This window comes from Propioniciclava soli (assembly GCF_038502305.1).
Classification (GTDB): Bacteria; Actinomycetota; Actinomycetes; order Propionibacteriales; family Propionibacteriaceae; genus Propioniciclava; species Propioniciclava soli.
The window spans coordinates 858,860-875,673 of record NZ_CP115965.1 but is presented as its reverse complement, the minus strand read 5'-3'; the positions used below and the strand labels follow the sequence as shown (position 1 = coordinate 875,673).

Here is a 16,814-nt window from a genome sequence, read left to right as displayed (position 1 = left end):
GACGCTGTGACTTCGGCGATCTCCCACGCGGAGGCGGCGCGGCGGCCACCACGTCGGTACGGTGTGAGCGAGCCGTTGATGTGTGAGGGAGCAGCGTGGCGACGAAGACGACGATCCATGACGTGATCGAGGACTTCCAGCAGGCCCCGACGAATGTGGCCAAGGGCGAGAAGTTCGAACGCCTGATGGTCGACTACTTCCACCTCGACCCGACCCTGTCGGCAACCTACGACCTGGTCGTACGTTGGCCGGACTGGGACCACCGTGAGGGCACCCACGACTCGGGCATCGACCTGGTCGCCCGCAACGCCGACACGGGTTTGTGGACGGCCGTGCAGTGCAAGTTCTTCTCCCCCAACCACTACCTGCAGAAGGGTGACATCGACTCGTTCTTCACCGCCTCGGGCAAGGTGTGGGACGGCATCACGTTCGACAACCGGATCATCATCTCGACCACCGACAAGTGGTCCAAGACTGCCTCCGACGCCCTGGCGAACCAGACGATCCCAGTGCAGCGGATCGGCCTCCCGGAGATCTCCGAGTCACCGATCGACTGGATGTGGGCGTCGAAGGACCAGCTCGAGGTCCAGCTGAAGAAGGCCGTCCGCTACAGCCTGCGCCCTCACCAGAAGGAAGCCCTCACCGCCATCCACGACGGGTTCACCACCCACGACCGCGGCCAGTGGATCTCCGCCTGCGGAACGGGCAAGACGTTCACGTCGCTGAAGCTGGCCGAGCAGATGTGCGCCGACAACGGCGGCTCCCTGCGCGTCCTGTTCCTGGCCCCCTCGATCGCGTTGGTGTCACAGACGTTGCGGGAGTGGATGGCCCAAACCCAGACCACGATCCGCCCGTTCGTGGTGTGTTCGGACACCAAGGCATCCAAGGCAGCCGAGGACATCAGCACCCACGACATCCCCCTCCCCACCACCAACGCCACCCGCCTCGTGCACGAGATGAGTCAGGTCGGACTCCGCGGCCGCCAGATGACGGTGGTGTTCTCCACCTACCAGTCCATCGACGTCGTCGCCCAAGCCCAACAACTCGCGGGTACGGACTTCGACTTGGTCCTGTGTGATGAGGCGCACCGCACCACCGGCGTCCGGCTGGCCGGCGAGGCAGACGAGTCGGCGTTCACCCGCGTCCACGACAACACCTACCTGCCCGCCGCCAAGCGGCTCTACATGACCGCCACCCCGCGCTTGTATGGGGAGGCGGTCAAGCAGAAGGCCGACGAGGCCTCCGCCGTCCTCACCTCGATGGACGATGAGGCCACATTCGGACCGGAGTTCCACCGGCTCGGGTTCGGCGAAGCCGTCGAACGGCGCCTGCTGGCCGACTACAAGGTGATGATCCTCGTCGTGGAGAACGGCGCGATCGCCCCCCGCCTGCAGGAATCCCTCGCCACCGTCGACCACGAGCTCGCCCTGGATGATGCCGCCAAGATCGTCGGCTGCTGGAACGGCCTCGCGAAACGCACCCAGGACGGCGACTTCGGCACCAACCCGACCCCCATGAAGCGCGCGGTGGCGTTCAGCCAGAACATCCGCGCCTCCCAAGCGTTCGCCGACGCGTTCCCTCAAGTCGTCGACACCCTCACCAACACCGGCGACGACGAGGGCCCCACCTGTGAGGTCCAGCACGTCGACGGGAGCATGAACGCCATGATCCGCGGCGAGAAGCTCGCCTGGCTCAAGGCACCCATCCCTGATGGCGAGTGCCGCGTCCTCACCAACGCCCGCTGCCTGTCCGAGGGCGTCGACGTGCCCGCCCTCGATGCGGTCATGTTCCTCCACCCCCGCAACAGCCTGGTCGACGTCGTCCAGTCCGTGGGCCGCGTCATGCGCAAGGCACCCGGCAAGGAGTTCGGCTACGTCATCCTCCCCGTCGCCATCCCCGCCGGCCTCGCCCCCGAAGAAGCCTTGAAGGACAACAAGCGATTCAAGGTCGTCTGGGACGTTCTCAACGCCCTCCGTTCGCACGATGACCGGTTCAACGCGATGATCAACACCATCGACCTGGACAAGTCCACCAACGGCAAGGTCACCATCGACTTCATCGGCAACCACGCCGCCACCGACACCGAGGGCGGCACCGACAAGCCGACCAAGCCCGGCGTGCAGCTACCGCTGTTCGCCCTGCAGGACTGGAAGGACTCCATCCTCGCCCGGATCGTGAAGAAGGTCGGCGACCGGGAGTACTGGGACCAGTGGGCCGACGACGTCGTCCACATCAACGCCAACCAGACCGCCCGCATCACCACCATCCTCAAGACCGCCGACCAGCGGCTGCAGGGCGAGTTCGAAGCATTCCACCAAGGCTTGCGGGACAACCTCAACGACAGCATCACCCTCGAAGCCGCCGTCGACATGCTGTCCCAACACCTCATCACCCGCCCCGTGTTCGAAGCCCTCTTCGCCCACGACAGCTTCGCCGCCCACAACCCCGTCTCGATCACCATGCAGAAGATGGTCGACGCCCTCGCCGGCCACGGCCTCCACGCCGAAACCGCCCAACTCGACAAGTTCTACGCCTCCGTCCGCCGCCGCGCCGAAGGCATCCAAAGCGCCGGCGGCCGCCAACAGGTCGTCAACGACCTGTACGAACAGTTCTTCAAGAAGGCCTTCCCCAAACAGTCCGAGAGCCTCGGCGTCGTATACACGCCCATCGAGATCGTCGACTTCATGCTCCGCGCCGCCGACGACGTCTGCCGCCAAGAATTCGGCTACGGCCTCACCGACCAGGACGTGCACATCCTCGACCCATTCACCGGCACCGGCACCTTCATCGTACGACTCCTCCAGTCCGGCATCATCCGACCCGAAGACCTCGCCCGCAAGTACACCAGCGAACTGTGGGCAAACGAGATCATGCTCCTCGCCTACTACATCGCCTGCGTCAACATCGAAACCACCTACCAAGCCATCGCAATCGCGAACGAACCGGAAGCTGCCGACCACTCCTACCAGCCCTTCCCGGGCGCCACCCTTACCGACACCTTCCAGATTACCGAGGACGGCGACCGGGCGGACACCTCGCTCATCCCCGTGAATAGCGAGCGCATCGAATCCCAGCTCGCGGCCCCTATTCGTATCATTGTTGGCAACCCCCCCTACTCAGCCAAGCAAGACTCTGCCAATGACGACAACGCCAACCTGAGCTACCCAAGCTTGGACCGAAGGATTGCAGAGACCTTCCTGGCGCAGGGTGCGGGCAACGCTCGGGGCAACATGTACGACTCCTACCTCCGCGCACTTCGATGGTCCCTTGACCGTCTGGGGGACACTGGCGTCTTGGTGTTCGTGGCGAACAACAGCTGGATCGATGGGGCTGCTGCGACGGGCGTTAGAAGAACACTTGCTTCCGAGTGTGCAGCAGTGTGGGTCCTGAATCTGAAGGGAAATCAGCGCACGGCAGGCGAGACCTCAAGACGGGAGGGTGGCAAAGTATTCGGCATGGGGTCACGCGCCGGTGTGGCCGTGTTCTTGGCCATCAAGCGTCCTAGCGACTCGTTCCGGGTGGCGTATCGAGAGGTTGCCGACTATCGGACTCGTGAGGAGAAACTTCAGGAGGTTGCCACGGCTTCCCTTGACGATGGTCTGTGGCGACAGGTGACACCCAACGCGGACGGCGACTGGATCAACCAGCGAAGCGATTCCTACCAAGCCTTCACTCCCTTGGCAGCTCCCCAAGGACGTCCATTAGCAGTCTTCAAAGTGCAGTCCGCCGGGCTCAAGACCAATCGGGATGCATGGTGCTACAACTTCTCTCGGCAGAGAGTACTGAACAACATGCGCTCCATGATTGATACCTACAACACGCAGCTGGCCATAGATGACCTAGAACGTGATCCCGCCAAGATCAGCTGGTCAACCGACCTAATGACAAAGGCGAAGAAGGGCGTGGCTGGATACTTCTCCGAGGATCGCGTAGGCGTCGCTGCCTATCGTCCGTTCACTAGAACTTGGCTCTACTACGATCGGTTCTTCAATGCCGCCCCATCCTTGCTCCCTCGAATCATCCCCGCGTTTCCCGCCAAGAATCTCGGCATTTGGGTTCCGGGTCCTGGCTCAAACGCCCCATTCCAGTGTCTGGTCACCAACGCCCTACCGGACTTGGTCCTAGGGGGCGCTGGGAACCCGGGTCTGTTCTTCGCACGGTGGACGTACGAGCGGGCCGCCGATGGCCCCAGTCAGGGCAATCTGTTAGAGGACCCGGCCGGCGATGTGGACGAGTGGGGTTACCGGGCTCATCCCAAACCACGGTGTAGTCGCGGTCTGAATCCGCCGGTCTCGAGGAGGGATCTGGCGATGTAGTTGGTGAGGTTCCGGAAGCCGAGGGCGCTGCCGCGGAGGTGTTCCAGCCGGCCATTCAGAGCTTCGGTGGGACCGTTTGACGTGCCCGGCCGGTCGAAGTAGGCGAGGATGTCAGGGGCCCGCTTCTTCAGTGTGCGGCCCAGCACGGCGAGCTCGGTCAACGCGGCGGGGACACCGCTGCTGAGGGCGGCGATGACGGCCTGCATGCGGGCCTTCCCTTCAGCGGGCTTGGGTTCGCGATAGGCGGCGATCATCCGTTGGTAGACCGCCCAGGTAGCTTCGACTTCGACGTGCTCATCGCCGGCGAACAAGGCTTCCAGCCGGGCCTTCTGCCTGGTGGTGAGCAGATCCAGGCCGGTGTGCAAGGTGCGACGGGCCCGGTAGAGCGGATCATCAGCACGGCCTCGGTGGCCGTGCAGGGTCTGTTGGACCCGGCGCCGGCACTGGTCGAGGGCATCGCCGGCCAATCTGGCTCATCCCAAACCACGGTGTAGTCGCGGTCTGAATCCGCCGGTCTCGAGGAGGGATCTGGCGATGTAGTTGGTGAGGTTCCGGAAGCCGAGGGCGCTGCCGCGGAGGTGTTCCAGCCGGCCATTCAGAGCTTCGGTGGGACCGTTTGACGTGCCCGGCCGGTCGAAGTAGGCGAGGATGTCAGGGGCCCGCTTCTTCAGTGTGCGGCCCAGCACGGCGAGCTCGGTCAACGCGGCGGGGACACCGCTGCTGAGGGCGGCGATGACGGCCTGCATGCGGGCCTTCCCTTCAGCGGGCTTGGGTTCGCGATAGGCGGCGATCATCCGTTGGTAGACCGCCCAGGTAGCTTCGACTTCGACGTGCTCATCGCCGGCGAACAAGGCTTCCAGCCGGGCCTTCTGCCTGGTGGTGAGCAGATCCAGGCCGGTGTGCAAGGTGCGACGGGCCCGGTAGAGCGGATCATCAGCACGGCCTCGGTGGCCGTGCAGGGTCTGTTGGACCCGGCGCCGGCACTGGTCGAGGGCATCGCCGGCCAATCTGACTGCGTGAAACGGATCCAAGACGGTGACCGCGTCAGGGAGTTCCTCGGTGGTGGCGGTCTTGAACCCGGTGAAACCATCCATGGCCACGACCTCGACTCCGTCCCGCCACACCTTGGGCCGGGTGGCGAGCCACGTCTTGAACGCCTGCTTGGAACGTCCCTCGACCATGTCGAGCAGACGCGCGGGACCAGTATCATCCCTAACGGGAGTAAGGTCGATGATCACCGTGACGTACTTGTCGCCCTTGCGGGTATGCCGCCACACGTGCTCGTCCACGCCAAGAACCCGCACGCCGTCGAACCGTGTCGGGTCGGCGATCAGGACACGCTGTCCCTCGGCCAGCACCGCATTGTTCGCGGTGTCCCATGACACCGCCAACCCTTCAGCGATCCGGGCCACCGTTAGGTGTGCGATCACGAGCGCTTCCAGCGCCCACCGCAGGGCGCGGCGGGACAACAAGGCGCGGGGCTCGGCAGCCTTGGTCATGTCCTGGCGCCACACATGCCCACAGTCGCCGCACCGGTAGCGGCGCACCGTGACCTCCAGGGTGGTGGGCCGCCAGCCCAGCGGTTCGTGCGCCAGCCGACGCGTCACGGTGTCGCGCGGGGCACCCTCGCACCCGCACCGGTGACACCACTGGTCAGGCTCCACGATCCGGCAGGCCAGCACGGCCCGCTGAGGTTCGACGCGTTGGCCGACCACCTCCAAACCGAGCCCGTCCAAGCCGGCGAACGTGGTCAGGTCAGGGCGCGCGAAGGTAGCGTAGGACACGTCGGGGTCTTCCTGGTGGATCGGTGTAGGAACCTCCATCCTCGGGGGACCCCGACCCCCAGCACGGCACCGACGCGCCACCCACCTGCCCGCCGAACACAGGCTCCCGCTACACCCTCAAATCGGAAGAGCCCGTTATCAGGTCAAGACGGACAAGGCCTCCGGGATCGTGAACGACCCGAACGACTGGGGTCGCGAGCACGGCGACCCGCGCTACATCGTGGACTTGATCAAGCGGGTGACGCGGGTATCGGTGGAGACGATGAAGATCGTCGACGCCCTCCCGACGCTCCCCCTCGACGACTGAACAGGCGAGTGGTCGTGCCACCAGTGCAGTACCGGGTGGTGGGTCGTTGTCCGCAGTGTGCCAGCGAAGTGGTGCTGCTCGACGCCGCGGATCGGCTGCCGCCGCACCACACGGCGAAGGGCAAGGCGGTGCTCGTTCCAGGGTGACCCGGTCCGGGTCCGTCGGATCAGTGAACCCCCACCCGCCAGGACGTCGACGTCGGCGCGGAAGTTGTCCCGCAAGAAGGCCAAGCGTGCGAAGCAGCGGGCGATCCAGGCGGTGATCCGGGCGGGCAAACGAACGTCTCTATGGGGCTCTTCATACCTGCGCCACGGTACGGCGGCCTGCAGCAGTCCCCCTCCGCGGAGGCCTCGAATTCGCTTGGAGAGGTCCAACTCAGGAGTTGGGACAAGCGAGACAAGCATCCTGAATCGGCCGCAGCCGTTGCAGACATGCACCTGGCCATCAGCAACCGCACCCGCACATACCGAATGGCGTGGCCCCCAGCTAACGCATAGCCGTAGAGCAGTGAGCGCTGGGTCGGCAGCATGCGTAACCACGTCCGGCGGTCCGATGCCGCCAAGCAGCTCTGCTAAACCGCGTAGGTACCCCTTCCTTCCAGCGCCGAGTAGAGCGTCTGTCGGCTCACTCCGAGGTCTCTCGCTACCCGCGCCTTCGGCACCCCCTGCTCGATTCGCGACCGTGCCTGAGCTATTCCCTCGGCGGTGAGCTTTGGGGCTTTGCGGTACTTGCCTGCGGCCTTCGCGAGGGCGATCCCTTCGGCTTGCCGCTCGCGGATGGCCTCGCGCTCGAGTTCGGCGAATGCCGCGAAGACCGTCAGCATCGCGCGCCCTTCCTTGGTGGACACGTTGAGCATGGGCGAGTCCAGGAACTCGATCGCGACGCCCTTGGCCGCCAGCTCGTCCACGATCCGCAGTAGGTCCCGGGTGTCACGGGCGAGCCGGTCGATCGACTTCACCCGGATGGTGTCCCCCGCCTGGGCGAACGCCATCAGCGTGCGAAGCTTCTCGCGATCGGCGACGCTCTTGCCAGAGAGCTGCTCCTCGACCAGCACGTCGACGCCGGCGAGTGCCTCGCGCTGTCGCTCCAGGTTCTGGTCCTTCGAGCTGACTCGCGCGTAGCCGTAAACCCGTCCACGCATGTCTAGACCTCCCGGCAATACCGTCCAATAGAAACCACTTGGAGGTTAGTTTACGCTCAAGAGTCCCACGCGGTCACCCCGTCTACGGAGTACACCCTGTTGGACGTCCGAGCAAGCGGCCAAGCGGCCCTCATCCCCCTGGGCGCCCATCGGGTGTGCTCGACTCCGCCGACGGGCGTGTGATTACTCAACTGCCCAGTAGCGGACGTTCGCACGTCGGTGGACCTGACCGTGATCACACACCCAGCACAGCTTCCGTATTGGCGCCCTTGGCGCCATAATGGCTCTATGCCGAACATCCAGATCAAGGACGTACCGGAGGACACGCATTCGGTCCTGCGGCAGCGGGCGAGTGCGGCGCACCAGTCCTTGCAGGAGTATCTACGGTCCAGGTTGATCGCTGAGGCGGCCCAACCGACTGTGGACGAGGTGCTCGCCCGTGCGGGCGGTCGGGCCGGCGGTTCGCTGTCGCTGGCTGACGCGGTGAGCGCGTTGCGGTTCGACCGTGCTCGTCATTGACGCCAGCGTCCTGGCCGTCGCCCTGCTCGACGACGGCCCGGACGGTGACGCGGCACGGCATCGGCTGCACGGGGAACAACTCGCCGCCCCGGCACTGATCGATCTCGAGGTGGCCTCTGTGTGGCGAGGACTGGCCCGCGGCGGCCACCTGGACCCACGTCGAGTCGGGTTCGCTCTGGATGACCTTCGGGAACTGCCGCTCCAACGCGTGGGCCATGCCCCCCTGCTGGCTCGCTGTTGGGAACTGCGGGACAACCTCACAATCTACGACGCCGCCTACGTCGCCCTCGCCGAAGCACTGCAGGTGACCCTGCTCACCGGAGATCGCCGCCTCGCCAGATCCACCGGCCCACAGTGCGCCATCGAGGTCATCAAGACCAACCGCTGACACGACTTCGCCGCCCGCCCAGCGGATCTGGTCTGCCGATGGTCGTGACCTCGCGCACATGCCGAGATTCGAGCGTCCTGGGAGGATGGCTCAGGGAGGCTTTATCCCTGGTAGAGCCAGACCCAGTTGCCGTCGAGATCAGTGACTGCGCTGGCGCGGGGCATCCCTTCGGCGTCAGTGATCGGTACTGTTTCGGTCGCCCCGGCTGCGAGAGCTTGGTGGTGAATGGTGTCGAGGTCGGGTACGAGCAGGCCGAGGGTGCTGCGTCCGGGGCAGTCGAAGTCGGTGTCGTCGACCAGGAGTAGCAGGAAGAAGCCTGGCTGGCCGTAGTCGCCGAACAGGTAGCCGTCGTAGTCCGCGTCTTCCGTGTGGCGGATCACCTGTGCTGCTAGGCCGAAGGCGTCCTCGTAGAAGCGCCGTGCTCTGTCCTTGTCGGCGACGCGGATCTTCAGCTGGACCGGAACAACGGTGGTGGCGACAGTGGGCATAGGTACTCCTTCGGAGGCGTAGGCACTGCACTGGGCGATCTGCTGATCGAGATGCTTGCGGGTGCGAACAAGGCGGTCGGCATGTGACTCGAGCAACGCCCGCGCCCGGTCTGAGGAGGGTGCCGCGACGATGTCGCGAACGTCGGGGAGGGGCACGTCGAGCCAGCGCAGATCGGCGATGAGCCTTGCCGTCGTGAACAAGCTGGTGGAATAGCGGCGGTAGCCGGTGTCGGGGTCGACTTCGGTGGGCTTGAGCAGGCCCAATGCGTCGTAGTGGCGCAGCGCATGCACGCTAAGCCCTGCGCGCTTGGCGAACGGCCCGACGTTGAGGAGATCGTCACTCATAACTCAAGAGTCGGGCTTCGGGTTACCTGAGAGTCAACCCCTGTCCCGGGTGGTCTATAGGGTCACTGGCGGGTCCTCCTCCGAACTGACTCCGGCAGCTGACGCACGCTATTGCCGCCGTCAGGTCTGTTCTCCCACCGGGGTTCGGTGACAAGGATGTGGTCTTCCCACCTCAAAGCCGCGCGTACGGGCATGAGCGACCCGGACGCCGGGTCGCGGCGGGTCAGTGAACCGACGCGATCATCGGACGACTTGAGCGTCGCAACAATCCGTCCTGGAGTTTCACTGAACCGCATCACCGCCTGCAGCAGAGGATCCGACTGGATGGGCGAAGTCCTGCGGTGAGGAGATGCCGCCAGCTCTCGCCGCTGGAAACGGGAGGCAGTAGCCTCCCTTTCATGAGCGTCGATGCCTCCACCCCCGTGCACCGGCCCGAGTCGGGCAACGCCGAGAAACTGAACGTGCTCGCTGTCGTCGCCTTCGTCCTCGCGATCCTCGTGGCTGGACAGATCGTCGGCTTCGGCTCGGTCACCTTGGCGATCTTCGCCGTCGGCGCTGGCCACGTGGCCCTTCAACAGATCAAGTCCCGCGGGGGCCGTGGACGAACCTTGGCCTTGTTCGCCTTGGCCATCAGCTATGCAGCCGGTATCTGGGGGCTGGTCACAACGGTGTACTGGGCGATCCTGCTCGCCGGAGCCACCATCAACCCCTGAGGCGGCCGCCCGGAACATGCGCTCGTAGATCGCGCACAGGACGGGCTCCTGGAGACGGTTGTAATGCCGCGCACCCTGCCCGGGTTGGCAATCTTGGCTGCGCCATGACTTCGTGCCGGCTCTCAGTCCTGGCCGACAGAACGCCCTGTTCTGCCGCCGTCAGGTCTGTTCTCCCACCGGGGTTCGGTGACAAGGATGTGGTCTTCCCACCTCAAAGCCGCGCGTACGGGCATGAGCGACCCGGACGCCGGGTCGCGGCGGGTCAGTGAACCGACGCGATCATCGGACGACTTGAGCGTCGCAACAATCCGTCCTGGAGTTTCACTGAACCGCATCACCGCCTGCAGCAGAGGATCCGACTGGATGGGCGAAGTCCTGCGGTGAGGAGATGCCGCCAGCTCTCGCCGCTGGAAACGGGAGGCAGTAGCCTCCCTTTCATGAGCGTCGATGCCTCCACCCCCGTGCACCGGCCCGAGTCGGGCAACGCCGAGAAACTGAACGTGCTCGCTGTCGTCGCCTTCGTCCTCGCGATCCTCGTGGCTGGACAGATCGTCGGCTTCGGCTCGGTCACCTTGGCGATCTTCGCCGTCGGCGCTGGCCACGTGGCCCTTCAACAGATCAAGTCCCGCGGGGGCCGTGGACGAACCTTGGCCTTGTTCGCCTTGGCCATCAGCTATGCAGCCGGTATCTGGGGGCTGGTCACAACGGTGTACTGGGCGATCCTGCTCGCCGGAGCCACCATCAACCCCTGAGGCGGCCGCCCGGAACATGCGCTCGTAGATCGCGCACAGGACGGGCTCCTGGAGACGGTTGTAATGCCGCGCACCCTGCCCGGGTTGGCAATCTTGGCTGCGCCATGACTTCGTGCCGGCTCTCAGTCCTGGCCGACAGAACGCCCTGTTCTGCCGCGCTGAGGACGTAGCCTCCGGCTGGCGTTCGACTCTGCCGCGAGCCTCGCATGCTGCAGATGTCAGATGGTGATGGTGCCGGTGGTGCCGTTGATCGTGATGATTTGGCCGTTGGTCAGGGTGGTTGTGGCTCCTGCGGCGCCCATGACTGCGGGGAGGCCGTATTCGCGGGCGACGATGGCGGCGTGGGAGAGACGCCCTCCGGTGTCGGCGACGATGGCGGCGGCGAGGCCGAACAGGGGTGTCCATGACGGGTCGGTGTGGTGGCACACGAGGATGTCGCCGGGCTGGAGCTGGTCGAAGTCCTGAGGCCCGGTGATGACTCGTACTGGGCCGGTGGCCTGGCCCGGGCTGCCGGCGGCCCCGGCGAGTCTGGTGTCCGCGGGCTGGTCGGCCCGCGCCCACCAAGCTGCAGCCGCGTGCGGTCGGTCAGCCTCACGCTGGCTGGCGGTCGCGCGTGTTTCCTGAGTCGATGCAGGTTCGGTGAGCGCCGTCGCGATCTCCGGCAGGGTGAGGTACTTGAGGTGCTCTGGCGTGTCGAGGGCTTGTCGATGGTGGAGCCGGGCGGCGATCTCGTTGGTGACTCGGCGTGCGATCACGTAGGCGTCCTCGATGAGGTAGACCGATGCCTCCCGGGCGACGTGTCCGTCCCGCCAGGCGCACAGGGTGCGGACGAATCCGCGGCGGGCCGGGCTGGGGAGCCTTCGGGTGATCTCGTCGACCAGATCCTGGTGGGAGGCGGTGTCGTTGGGTCGCTGTGGGGCGCGGCGTACGGCGGCGAGCGTTGCGTCGAGGCTGGTGTGGTCCTCGCGCCACGAGCGGTGGGAGAAGGGAAGGTACAGCTGGGTGGTGCGGGCGCCGTGCTGGTCGAGAAATTGCTGGTAGGCGTCGCGGTAGGCGGGGCTTTCGGGATCAAGGGCCGCGAGGCGGTGGAGGTCCTTGTCGATCGTCACGGTGGTGTACTCGAGGTCGCCGAGTAGGTCGTAGGCGTCGAGGTCCCGCCGCCTGGCCAGGGCCAGGTAGCGGCCCAGCCGCAGGGCGGTGAGTTGGGCGGGGCCGACGTAGTCGAGGAACCTCGCGCGGGCGATGTCGCTCACGAGCGCCAGCACCTGGTCGAGCAGCGTCAGCAGGTGCTGGTTGGGAACGGCGGTGAGTTCCGCGGGCAGGACGGCAGCCAGTTGCCTGCGATAGGTGGCTTCCACGGAGGGCCATCCGGCCGGGTCGGGGGCTTGGTAGCGGAGGAGCCGGGCCAGGCGCCAGCTGAGGTGGACGTCTGGGTACGCGGCAGTGAGCGTCCCGTCGGGTTCCATGGCGATGAGCTGGTCGATGGGGGTGGAGGTGATGCCGATGCTGCTCATCCCGGCTTGGAGTTGGCGGTGCATGGGGATGATCGCGGCGAGGTCGAGCGGGTAGGGGCCCGGGTAGTGCTCGACGAGGTCGGTGTGGAAGGTGCGGGACGCCTTCCCGATCCGGCGCCCGGACACGGTGGTCGTCGGGGGTTGCCGGGTCTCGGCAGGCGCAGATGCAGTGGTGGTGATGGGGCGAGCTTGGAGGAGCCACAAGGTGCTGCCCGTGTAGGCCCATTCGAGGTCCATGTCGATGCCGTAGTGGTTCTGCACGGCCTGCCCAAGGCGGGCGAGCTCGAGCACCTGGGTGTCGGTCAGGCAGAGCCGGGTTTGGTCGGCGGGTGCGACGTTGGTGGTGCGGGTGGTGGCACCGTGGCGGTCGATGCGGGTCTGCTTGGCGCCGAGGTGGCGTTCGAGGACCGTGGCGGTGGTGGCGCGGTACTGGTCGGGGGTGACGGCGCCGGAGACGATGCTCTCCCCGAGCCCCCAGGAGGCGTCGATGAGTGTCTCCTCGCTGCCTGTGATCGGGTCACGGGTGAACAGGACGCCAGAGGTGTCGGCGTCGACGAGTCGCTGGATGACGACGGCGAGGGCGACGGTGTGGTGGTCGAAGGCGTTGTGTTGGCGGTAGTCGACGGCGCGGGTGGTCCACAGCGAGCCCCAGCAGCGGCGCACGGCATCCAGGATGGCTTCAGCACCGACGACGCCGAGGAAGGTGTCCTGCTGCCCGGCGAAGGACGCGTCGGGCAGGTCCTCGGCTGTGGCGGAGGACCGTACGGCCACTGCTGTTCCCTCGCCCCACGTGGCCAGTCGGTTGGTGATCTCTTGGGCGACGTGGGCGGGGACGGGCTGGGCCTCCACCGCCGCTCGGACAGCGTCCGGACCCTGCGCGAGCAGCACGTCGAGGTCCAGGTCGGCGACTGCGTTGCGGTAGGTGTCGGCGGTGATGATGAATCCGTCGGGGACGGGGAATCCAGCGCGTTGCAGCTCGCCGAGGTTGGCGGCCTTGCCACCGCCGGTGGCCAGGGTCGCGTCGATGAACGGGATGGTCATGAGGTCCTCCAGGAGATGACGAGGCCACCGACGGCAGCCGCGGAGAGCGAGATGAGAAGGCCCGCGCTGGCGACGGGTGCAAGTGTGTGGGCCGGCCAGAGGCCGAGGATGGGTAGGAACAGGGCCGCGCCGGCATGGCGGGCCAGTTGGACCAGGGATGAGGCGCCAGCAACCTGCCCGGCACTGGCGGCTGTCTGGGTTCGGGTGAGGAGCGCCGGCAGGGCCGCACCGCAGCCCAGCCCGACGCCGGCTGCGCCGAGCGTCAAGGCCGTGACATTGCCGGGGGCCGCCACGGCGCAGGCGGCGAGCAGCAGGAGCCAGCATCCCGTCACGGCTCGACGGTGTGACGCGAGGGTTCCACCGAGCACGCTGCCGACCGCGGAAGCCAACAGCATCGGCAGCAACCGCCGGCCGATCGCCGATGCGTCCAGATGGTGCACCGCCTGCAACGCCCAGGGCAGGAACGTGACCACCGACACCATCACCCCGCCCAGAAGGAACGCCATGGCAAGGATCCCCGCCAGGGAGGACCCGGCCGACCGCAGCGCCATGTCACCGTGCCGCACCCGCCACCAGCCCGCCGGCTGGGCCGCGGTCGGCATCGACATCGACGCCAGAGCCCACCCAGCGACGACAAACGGGACCGTGGCGGCCATGCCCCAACGCCACCCGATGAACTCGGTGGCCCAGCCACCCCACAACGGACCGACCACATTCGCCAGCACCTGCGCCAAGCCCATCAGGCCAAAGGCGTGGCCCCGTGCACGATCATCGTCGAGCAGCCCCACCACGGCCAAGGCTGCAGGGACCAGCAACCCGGCCCCCACGCCCTGCACCAGACGGAAGACCAACAGCATGCCCATGCTGTGTGAGAGACACACCCCGACGGTGGCCAGGCCGAACACGCCCATCCCGGCCAGGTACATCGGGCGAGCTCCGACGCGATCGGTGACGACACCCGCCCACGGCAGGACCAGCGTCGAGGCGAGCAGGTAGATGCCCGACACCCATGCGTAGGCGTCGCGGTGCCCCAGCTCGCCGATGATCGTCGGGGTCGCGGTCGCCAGCAGTGTCTGCTGCAGCGTCGAGGCGCACATGCCCACCGTCGCCGCGCACAACGCCACCACCACACGCCGGGATGCCGAAACAGTCATCAGGACACCAGCGCCGCCAGCACCAGGTCCAGCTGGGCCGACAACCGCTGGGGTAGGGCAGGGCCCTCCATTTCCCACGTCCACTGCGCCACGGGCGCGAAGTACGCCGATGCGATCATCGTCACCGCAGCGTCGCGATCCACCGAACGGAACTCACCCGACGCGATCCCCTCGTCAACGACAGACCCCAGCAGGGAGAACAACGGCCCCCGCGACGACGCCACATCTCGCTGACCCAACGACGACATCCGGGCAATGCACATCTGCCGCGCCGACGCCTCGTGCTCCACGAACCAGTCACCCGCAGCGCCGAAGACCCGCTGCAGCCTCACCGCCGCACCAGCCCCCGGGGCGTCCGCAAGCGTCATGGCAGCCATGACCTGCTCGCCAAGAAAGGACAACACATCCTGCTTGGTCGCGAAGTATGTGAAGAATGTCCCCTTGCCGATATCTGCGGCTTCTGAGATCTGCGCCACCGACGTTTGCTCGAACCCCTGCGCCAAGAACAGATCCAGCGCAGCTTCAACGATCCGCTGCCGGGTCGTCTCCTTACGGCGCGTCACGCGCTCACTCGCACTCATGAACTTAGAGTAACAAGAAACATGACCGCGGTCATATTTGCCCCGTCGGGTTCTCGAGTCATGGAGGTGTCATGTCCGGCCACAGCCCCCCGCCGTTGCTTCACCCCATCCTGTTCGACGTCGCCACGGATCCACTCGTGCGGGCCGTCGCCGCGCACTTGGCCCGATACAAGGGCCTCACCCGGTCGCACACCGAGTCCGACCTGCGGATCTACCTGCGCTGGTGCGCGGAACACCGCCTCGACCCGTTGAGGGCCGAGCGGGCGCACATCGAGCTCTGTGTTCGCTGGATGCAAGAGATCCGCGGCTTCAAGGCCTCAACGATCTCCCGCCGGCTGTCTGTGGTGATCGGCTTCTACCGCACCTGTGCCATCGACGGCATCATTCCCGCGTCGCCTGCGGAGCACGTCAGGCGGCCGAACGTGCCACCCGAATCCCCCACCCTGGGCCTGTCCCACCTGCAATTCGAGGCCATGCTCACCGCGGGCAAGAACTCCGGCAACGTCAACGACTTCGCCCTGGTCGCCATGCTTGGGCTCCTCGGCCTGAGGATCTTCGAGACCTGCGGAGCGAACATCGAAGACCTTGGCGAAGAGCACGGCCACCGCGTCCTTCGGGTGCGGGGCAAGGGCGGCAAGGTCGTCCAGACTCCGCTACCGCCCGCCGTGCAGCGAGCTGTCGAGCGCGCCGTCGACGGCCGCACCACCGGACCGATCCTGCGGTGCACACGCGGAACCCGGATGGACCGTCACTCCGCCACCCGACGCCTCCGCGCTCTTGCGAAAGCGGCGGGTGTGACGACGGCGCGGATGCACCCGCACATGCTGCGCCACACCTTCGTCACCACCATGCTCGACGCCGGCGTCGACCTCCGCGACGTGCAGATCGCCGCCCGCCACGCAGACCCACGCACGACCATGCGCTACGACCGCGCCCGCAACAACCTCGACCGGCACCCCAACTACATCCTCGCCGCCTACATGGCGTCAGGAACGTGAGCCGACAGACGCACTACTTTGCCGCACTGTGCGCGAGGGTAGCCTGTGGCTTTCCGGTACCCGTGGCGCACGCACGCTCATCAGCGGTGTGCGATGGCAGCCTGTCGTCAGGCAAGGCGCGACGCCTTGCCGAACTATGGTGAACAGGCACGATCCCAGAGGCGACCGCGAGAATCAGAGGATTCGACATGACCGTCATTGACAAGTTCCGCTCTTTGGTCCCTCTTCATGTCGGCCTCGTTCTGGCCTCGACGGGCGTGGGGGTGACCGTCGCGACTCACCTGGCGGTGCTCATCGGGGCACTGTCTCACACCGACGTCACTGGTGGCCGGGTGAAGGACCCTCGCCGAGGTCGGGAGATCGCCACGGCCAGTCTCATCACCCAAGTCCCGGTTGTGATGCTCGTCGCGCGCAACGCGACGCGGACCGGCCGGACACCACGCGCCGAGCGCGTGGCCATGGGCGTGCTTGCCGCTGCGTCCGCTCTCAGCATCCCGGTGCAGCTCCTCGGTACCGGCTTCGAGCGCGCAGCCATGGCACCGACCGCCGCAGCGCTCGCCGTGGGGTTTGCACGGCTGTCCTTGGGAGGGGACTAGCCAAACGCCGATAAGGGGGGCGGTTTGGTCCGAGTCGGCTCCGCCTGGCCCTCAGGGTCCGGCCCGTGTTCGTGTGGAGCGGTCCCGCCCACTACTGCGGATGGCGGAAAGGGATGACCAGGACGAACCATTCCGGCCCACCAGCACTCGTGTGCCGGCAGGAGCGTCACTCTGCGC

The 16,814-nt window shown here is 66.4% G+C and carries 14 protein-coding genes and 1 pseudogene; 8 read left to right on the top strand and 7 right to left on the bottom strand.

All coding sequences use genetic code 11. From position 1 onward, the window contains the following. The first annotated feature begins 95 nt into the window (after positions 1 to 95). A complete protein-coding gene (locus PCC79_RS03970) occupies positions 96 to 4,316 on the top strand; it encodes a DEAD/DEAH box helicase (RefSeq protein ID WP_342373079.1) in 4,221 nt (1,406 codons plus the stop codon). Here PCC79_RS03970 and PCC79_RS03965 read toward each other — a convergent pair. Beyond that, positions 4,250 to 4,786: pseudogene (locus tag PCC79_RS03965) on the bottom strand (transposase); the annotation flags it as partial. The gene PCC79_RS03970 and the pseudogene PCC79_RS03965 sit on opposite strands and share 67 nt — an antisense overlap. A gap of 3 nt (positions 4,787 to 4,789) precedes the next feature. After that, positions 4,790 to 6,139, bottom strand: coding sequence for an ISL3 family transposase (locus PCC79_RS03960; RefSeq protein WP_425325653.1), 1,350 nt, complete (start codon positions 6,137 to 6,139; stop codon positions 4,790 to 4,792). Positions 6,140 to 6,269: 130 nt separating this feature from the next. Between PCC79_RS03960 and PCC79_RS03955 the strand changes: the two genes are divergently transcribed. Then, a complete protein-coding gene (locus tag PCC79_RS03955) occupies positions 6,270 to 6,407 on the top strand; it encodes a hypothetical protein (RefSeq protein ID WP_342373078.1) in 138 nt (45 codons plus the stop codon). 571 nt (positions 6,408 to 6,978) lie between these two features. Here the strand turns inward: PCC79_RS03955 and PCC79_RS03950 are convergent. Next, positions 6,979 to 7,548 (bottom strand): recombinase family protein, encoded by a 570-nt coding sequence (locus PCC79_RS03950; protein ID WP_232550206.1) that lies wholly within the window; start codon positions 7,546 to 7,548, stop codon positions 6,979 to 6,981. A 288-nt stretch (positions 7,549 to 7,836) separates the two neighbouring features. Between PCC79_RS03950 and PCC79_RS03945 the strand changes: the two genes are divergently transcribed. Further along, the gene (locus PCC79_RS03945) at positions 7,837 to 8,067 is read left to right on the top strand and encodes a FitA-like ribbon-helix-helix domain-containing protein (RefSeq protein ID WP_232550207.1); all 231 of its coding nucleotides are present in this window, start codon (positions 7,837 to 7,839) and stop codon (positions 8,065 to 8,067) included. Then, on the top strand, positions 8,054 to 8,455 hold the full coding sequence (locus PCC79_RS03940; RefSeq protein ID WP_232550208.1) for a type II toxin-antitoxin system VapC family toxin: 402 nt from the start codon (positions 8,054 to 8,056) through the stop codon (positions 8,453 to 8,455). Before PCC79_RS03945 ends, PCC79_RS03940 begins: the two co-directional genes overlap by 14 nt. 101 nt (positions 8,456 to 8,556) lie before the next feature. Here the strand turns inward: PCC79_RS03940 and PCC79_RS03935 are convergent, their stop codons facing one another. Then, positions 8,557 to 9,288 carry a MerR family transcriptional regulator gene (locus PCC79_RS03935; protein ID WP_232550209.1) on the bottom strand — a complete coding sequence of 244 codons (732 nt, stop codon included), beginning with the start codon at positions 9,286 to 9,288 and terminating at the stop codon, positions 8,557 to 8,559. Between the two features lie 398 nt (positions 9,289 to 9,686). On the opposite strand from PCC79_RS03935, the gene PCC79_RS03930 reads away from it, so the two are divergent. Both PCC79_RS03930 and PCC79_RS03925 read left to right on the top strand, forming a co-directional pair. Further along, positions 9,687 to 10,001 (top strand): DUF4190 domain-containing protein, encoded by a 315-nt coding sequence (locus PCC79_RS03930; protein WP_232550210.1) that lies wholly within the window; start codon positions 9,687 to 9,689, stop codon positions 9,999 to 10,001. Between the two features lie 437 nt (positions 10,002 to 10,438). Further along, entirely contained in the window at positions 10,439 to 10,753 is a 315-nt protein-coding gene (locus PCC79_RS03925; protein ID WP_232550210.1) for a DUF4190 domain-containing protein, read from the top strand. 218 nt (positions 10,754 to 10,971) lie between these two features. Here PCC79_RS03925 and PCC79_RS03920 read toward each other — a convergent pair whose 3' ends face one another. The 3 genes from PCC79_RS03920 to PCC79_RS03910 are packed head-to-tail and all read right to left on the bottom strand — an operon-like array spanning position 10,972 to position 15,025. Continuing rightward, complete coding sequence (locus tag PCC79_RS03920; protein WP_342373077.1) at positions 10,972 to 13,308, bottom strand: PEP/pyruvate-binding domain-containing protein; 2,337 nt, start codon at positions 13,306 to 13,308, stop codon at positions 10,972 to 10,974. Beyond that, on the bottom strand, positions 13,305 to 14,462 hold the full coding sequence (locus tag PCC79_RS03915; protein ID WP_342373076.1) for an MFS transporter: 1,158 nt from the start codon (positions 14,460 to 14,462) through the stop codon (positions 13,305 to 13,307). Before PCC79_RS03915 ends, PCC79_RS03920 begins: the two co-directional genes overlap by 4 nt. Then, the gene (locus PCC79_RS03910; RefSeq protein ID WP_342373075.1) at positions 14,462 to 15,025 is read right to left on the bottom strand and encodes a TetR/AcrR family transcriptional regulator; all 564 of its coding nucleotides are present in this window, start codon (positions 15,023 to 15,025) and stop codon (positions 14,462 to 14,464) included. The genes PCC79_RS03915 and PCC79_RS03910 overlap by 1 nt, the downstream gene beginning before the upstream one ends. 89 nt (positions 15,026 to 15,114) lie before the next feature. Between PCC79_RS03910 and PCC79_RS03905 the strand changes: the two genes are divergently transcribed. Continuing rightward, complete coding sequence (locus tag PCC79_RS03905) at positions 15,115 to 16,041, top strand: tyrosine-type recombinase/integrase (RefSeq protein ID WP_232550214.1); 927 nt, start codon at positions 15,115 to 15,117, stop codon at positions 16,039 to 16,041. Between the two features lie 188 nt (positions 16,042 to 16,229). Beyond that, the gene (locus PCC79_RS03900) at positions 16,230 to 16,637 is read left to right on the top strand and encodes a hypothetical protein (protein ID WP_232550215.1); all 408 of its coding nucleotides are present in this window, start codon (positions 16,230 to 16,232) and stop codon (positions 16,635 to 16,637) included. The last annotated feature ends 177 nt before the right edge of the window (positions 16,638 to 16,814 follow it).

Excerpts from the sequence above, each read along its gene's own strand:
- PCC79_RS03935 (WP_232550209.1), bottom strand. The coding sequence starts at position 9,288 with ATGAGTGACGATCTCCTCAACGTCGGGCCGTTCGCCAAGCGCGCAGGG.
- PCC79_RS03905 (WP_232550214.1), top strand. The coding sequence starts at position 15,115 with ATGTCCGGCCACAGCCCCCCGCCGTTGCTTCACCCCATCCTGTTCGAC.
- PCC79_RS03950 (WP_232550206.1), bottom strand. The coding sequence starts at position 7,548 with ATGCGTGGACGGGTTTACGGCTACGCGCGAGTCAGCTCGAAGGACCAG.
- PCC79_RS03945 (WP_232550207.1), top strand. The coding sequence starts at position 7,837 with ATGCCGAACATCCAGATCAAGGACGTACCGGAGGACACGCATTCGGTC.
- PCC79_RS03960 (WP_425325653.1), bottom strand. The coding sequence starts at position 6,139 with ATGGAGGTTCCTACACCGATCCACCAGGAAGACCCCGACGTGTCCTAC.
- PCC79_RS03930 (WP_232550210.1), top strand. The coding sequence starts at position 9,687 with ATGAGCGTCGATGCCTCCACCCCCGTGCACCGGCCCGAGTCGGGCAAC.
- PCC79_RS03925 (WP_232550210.1), top strand. The coding sequence starts at position 10,439 with ATGAGCGTCGATGCCTCCACCCCCGTGCACCGGCCCGAGTCGGGCAAC.
- PCC79_RS03920 (WP_342373077.1), bottom strand. The coding sequence starts at position 13,308 with ATGACCATCCCGTTCATCGACGCGACCCTGGCCACCGGCGGTGGCAAG.
- PCC79_RS03900 (WP_232550215.1), top strand. The coding sequence starts at position 16,230 with ATGACCGTCATTGACAAGTTCCGCTCTTTGGTCCCTCTTCATGTCGGC.
- PCC79_RS03915 (WP_342373076.1), bottom strand. The coding sequence starts at position 14,462 with ATGACTGTTTCGGCATCCCGGCGTGTGGTGGTGGCGTTGTGCGCGGCG.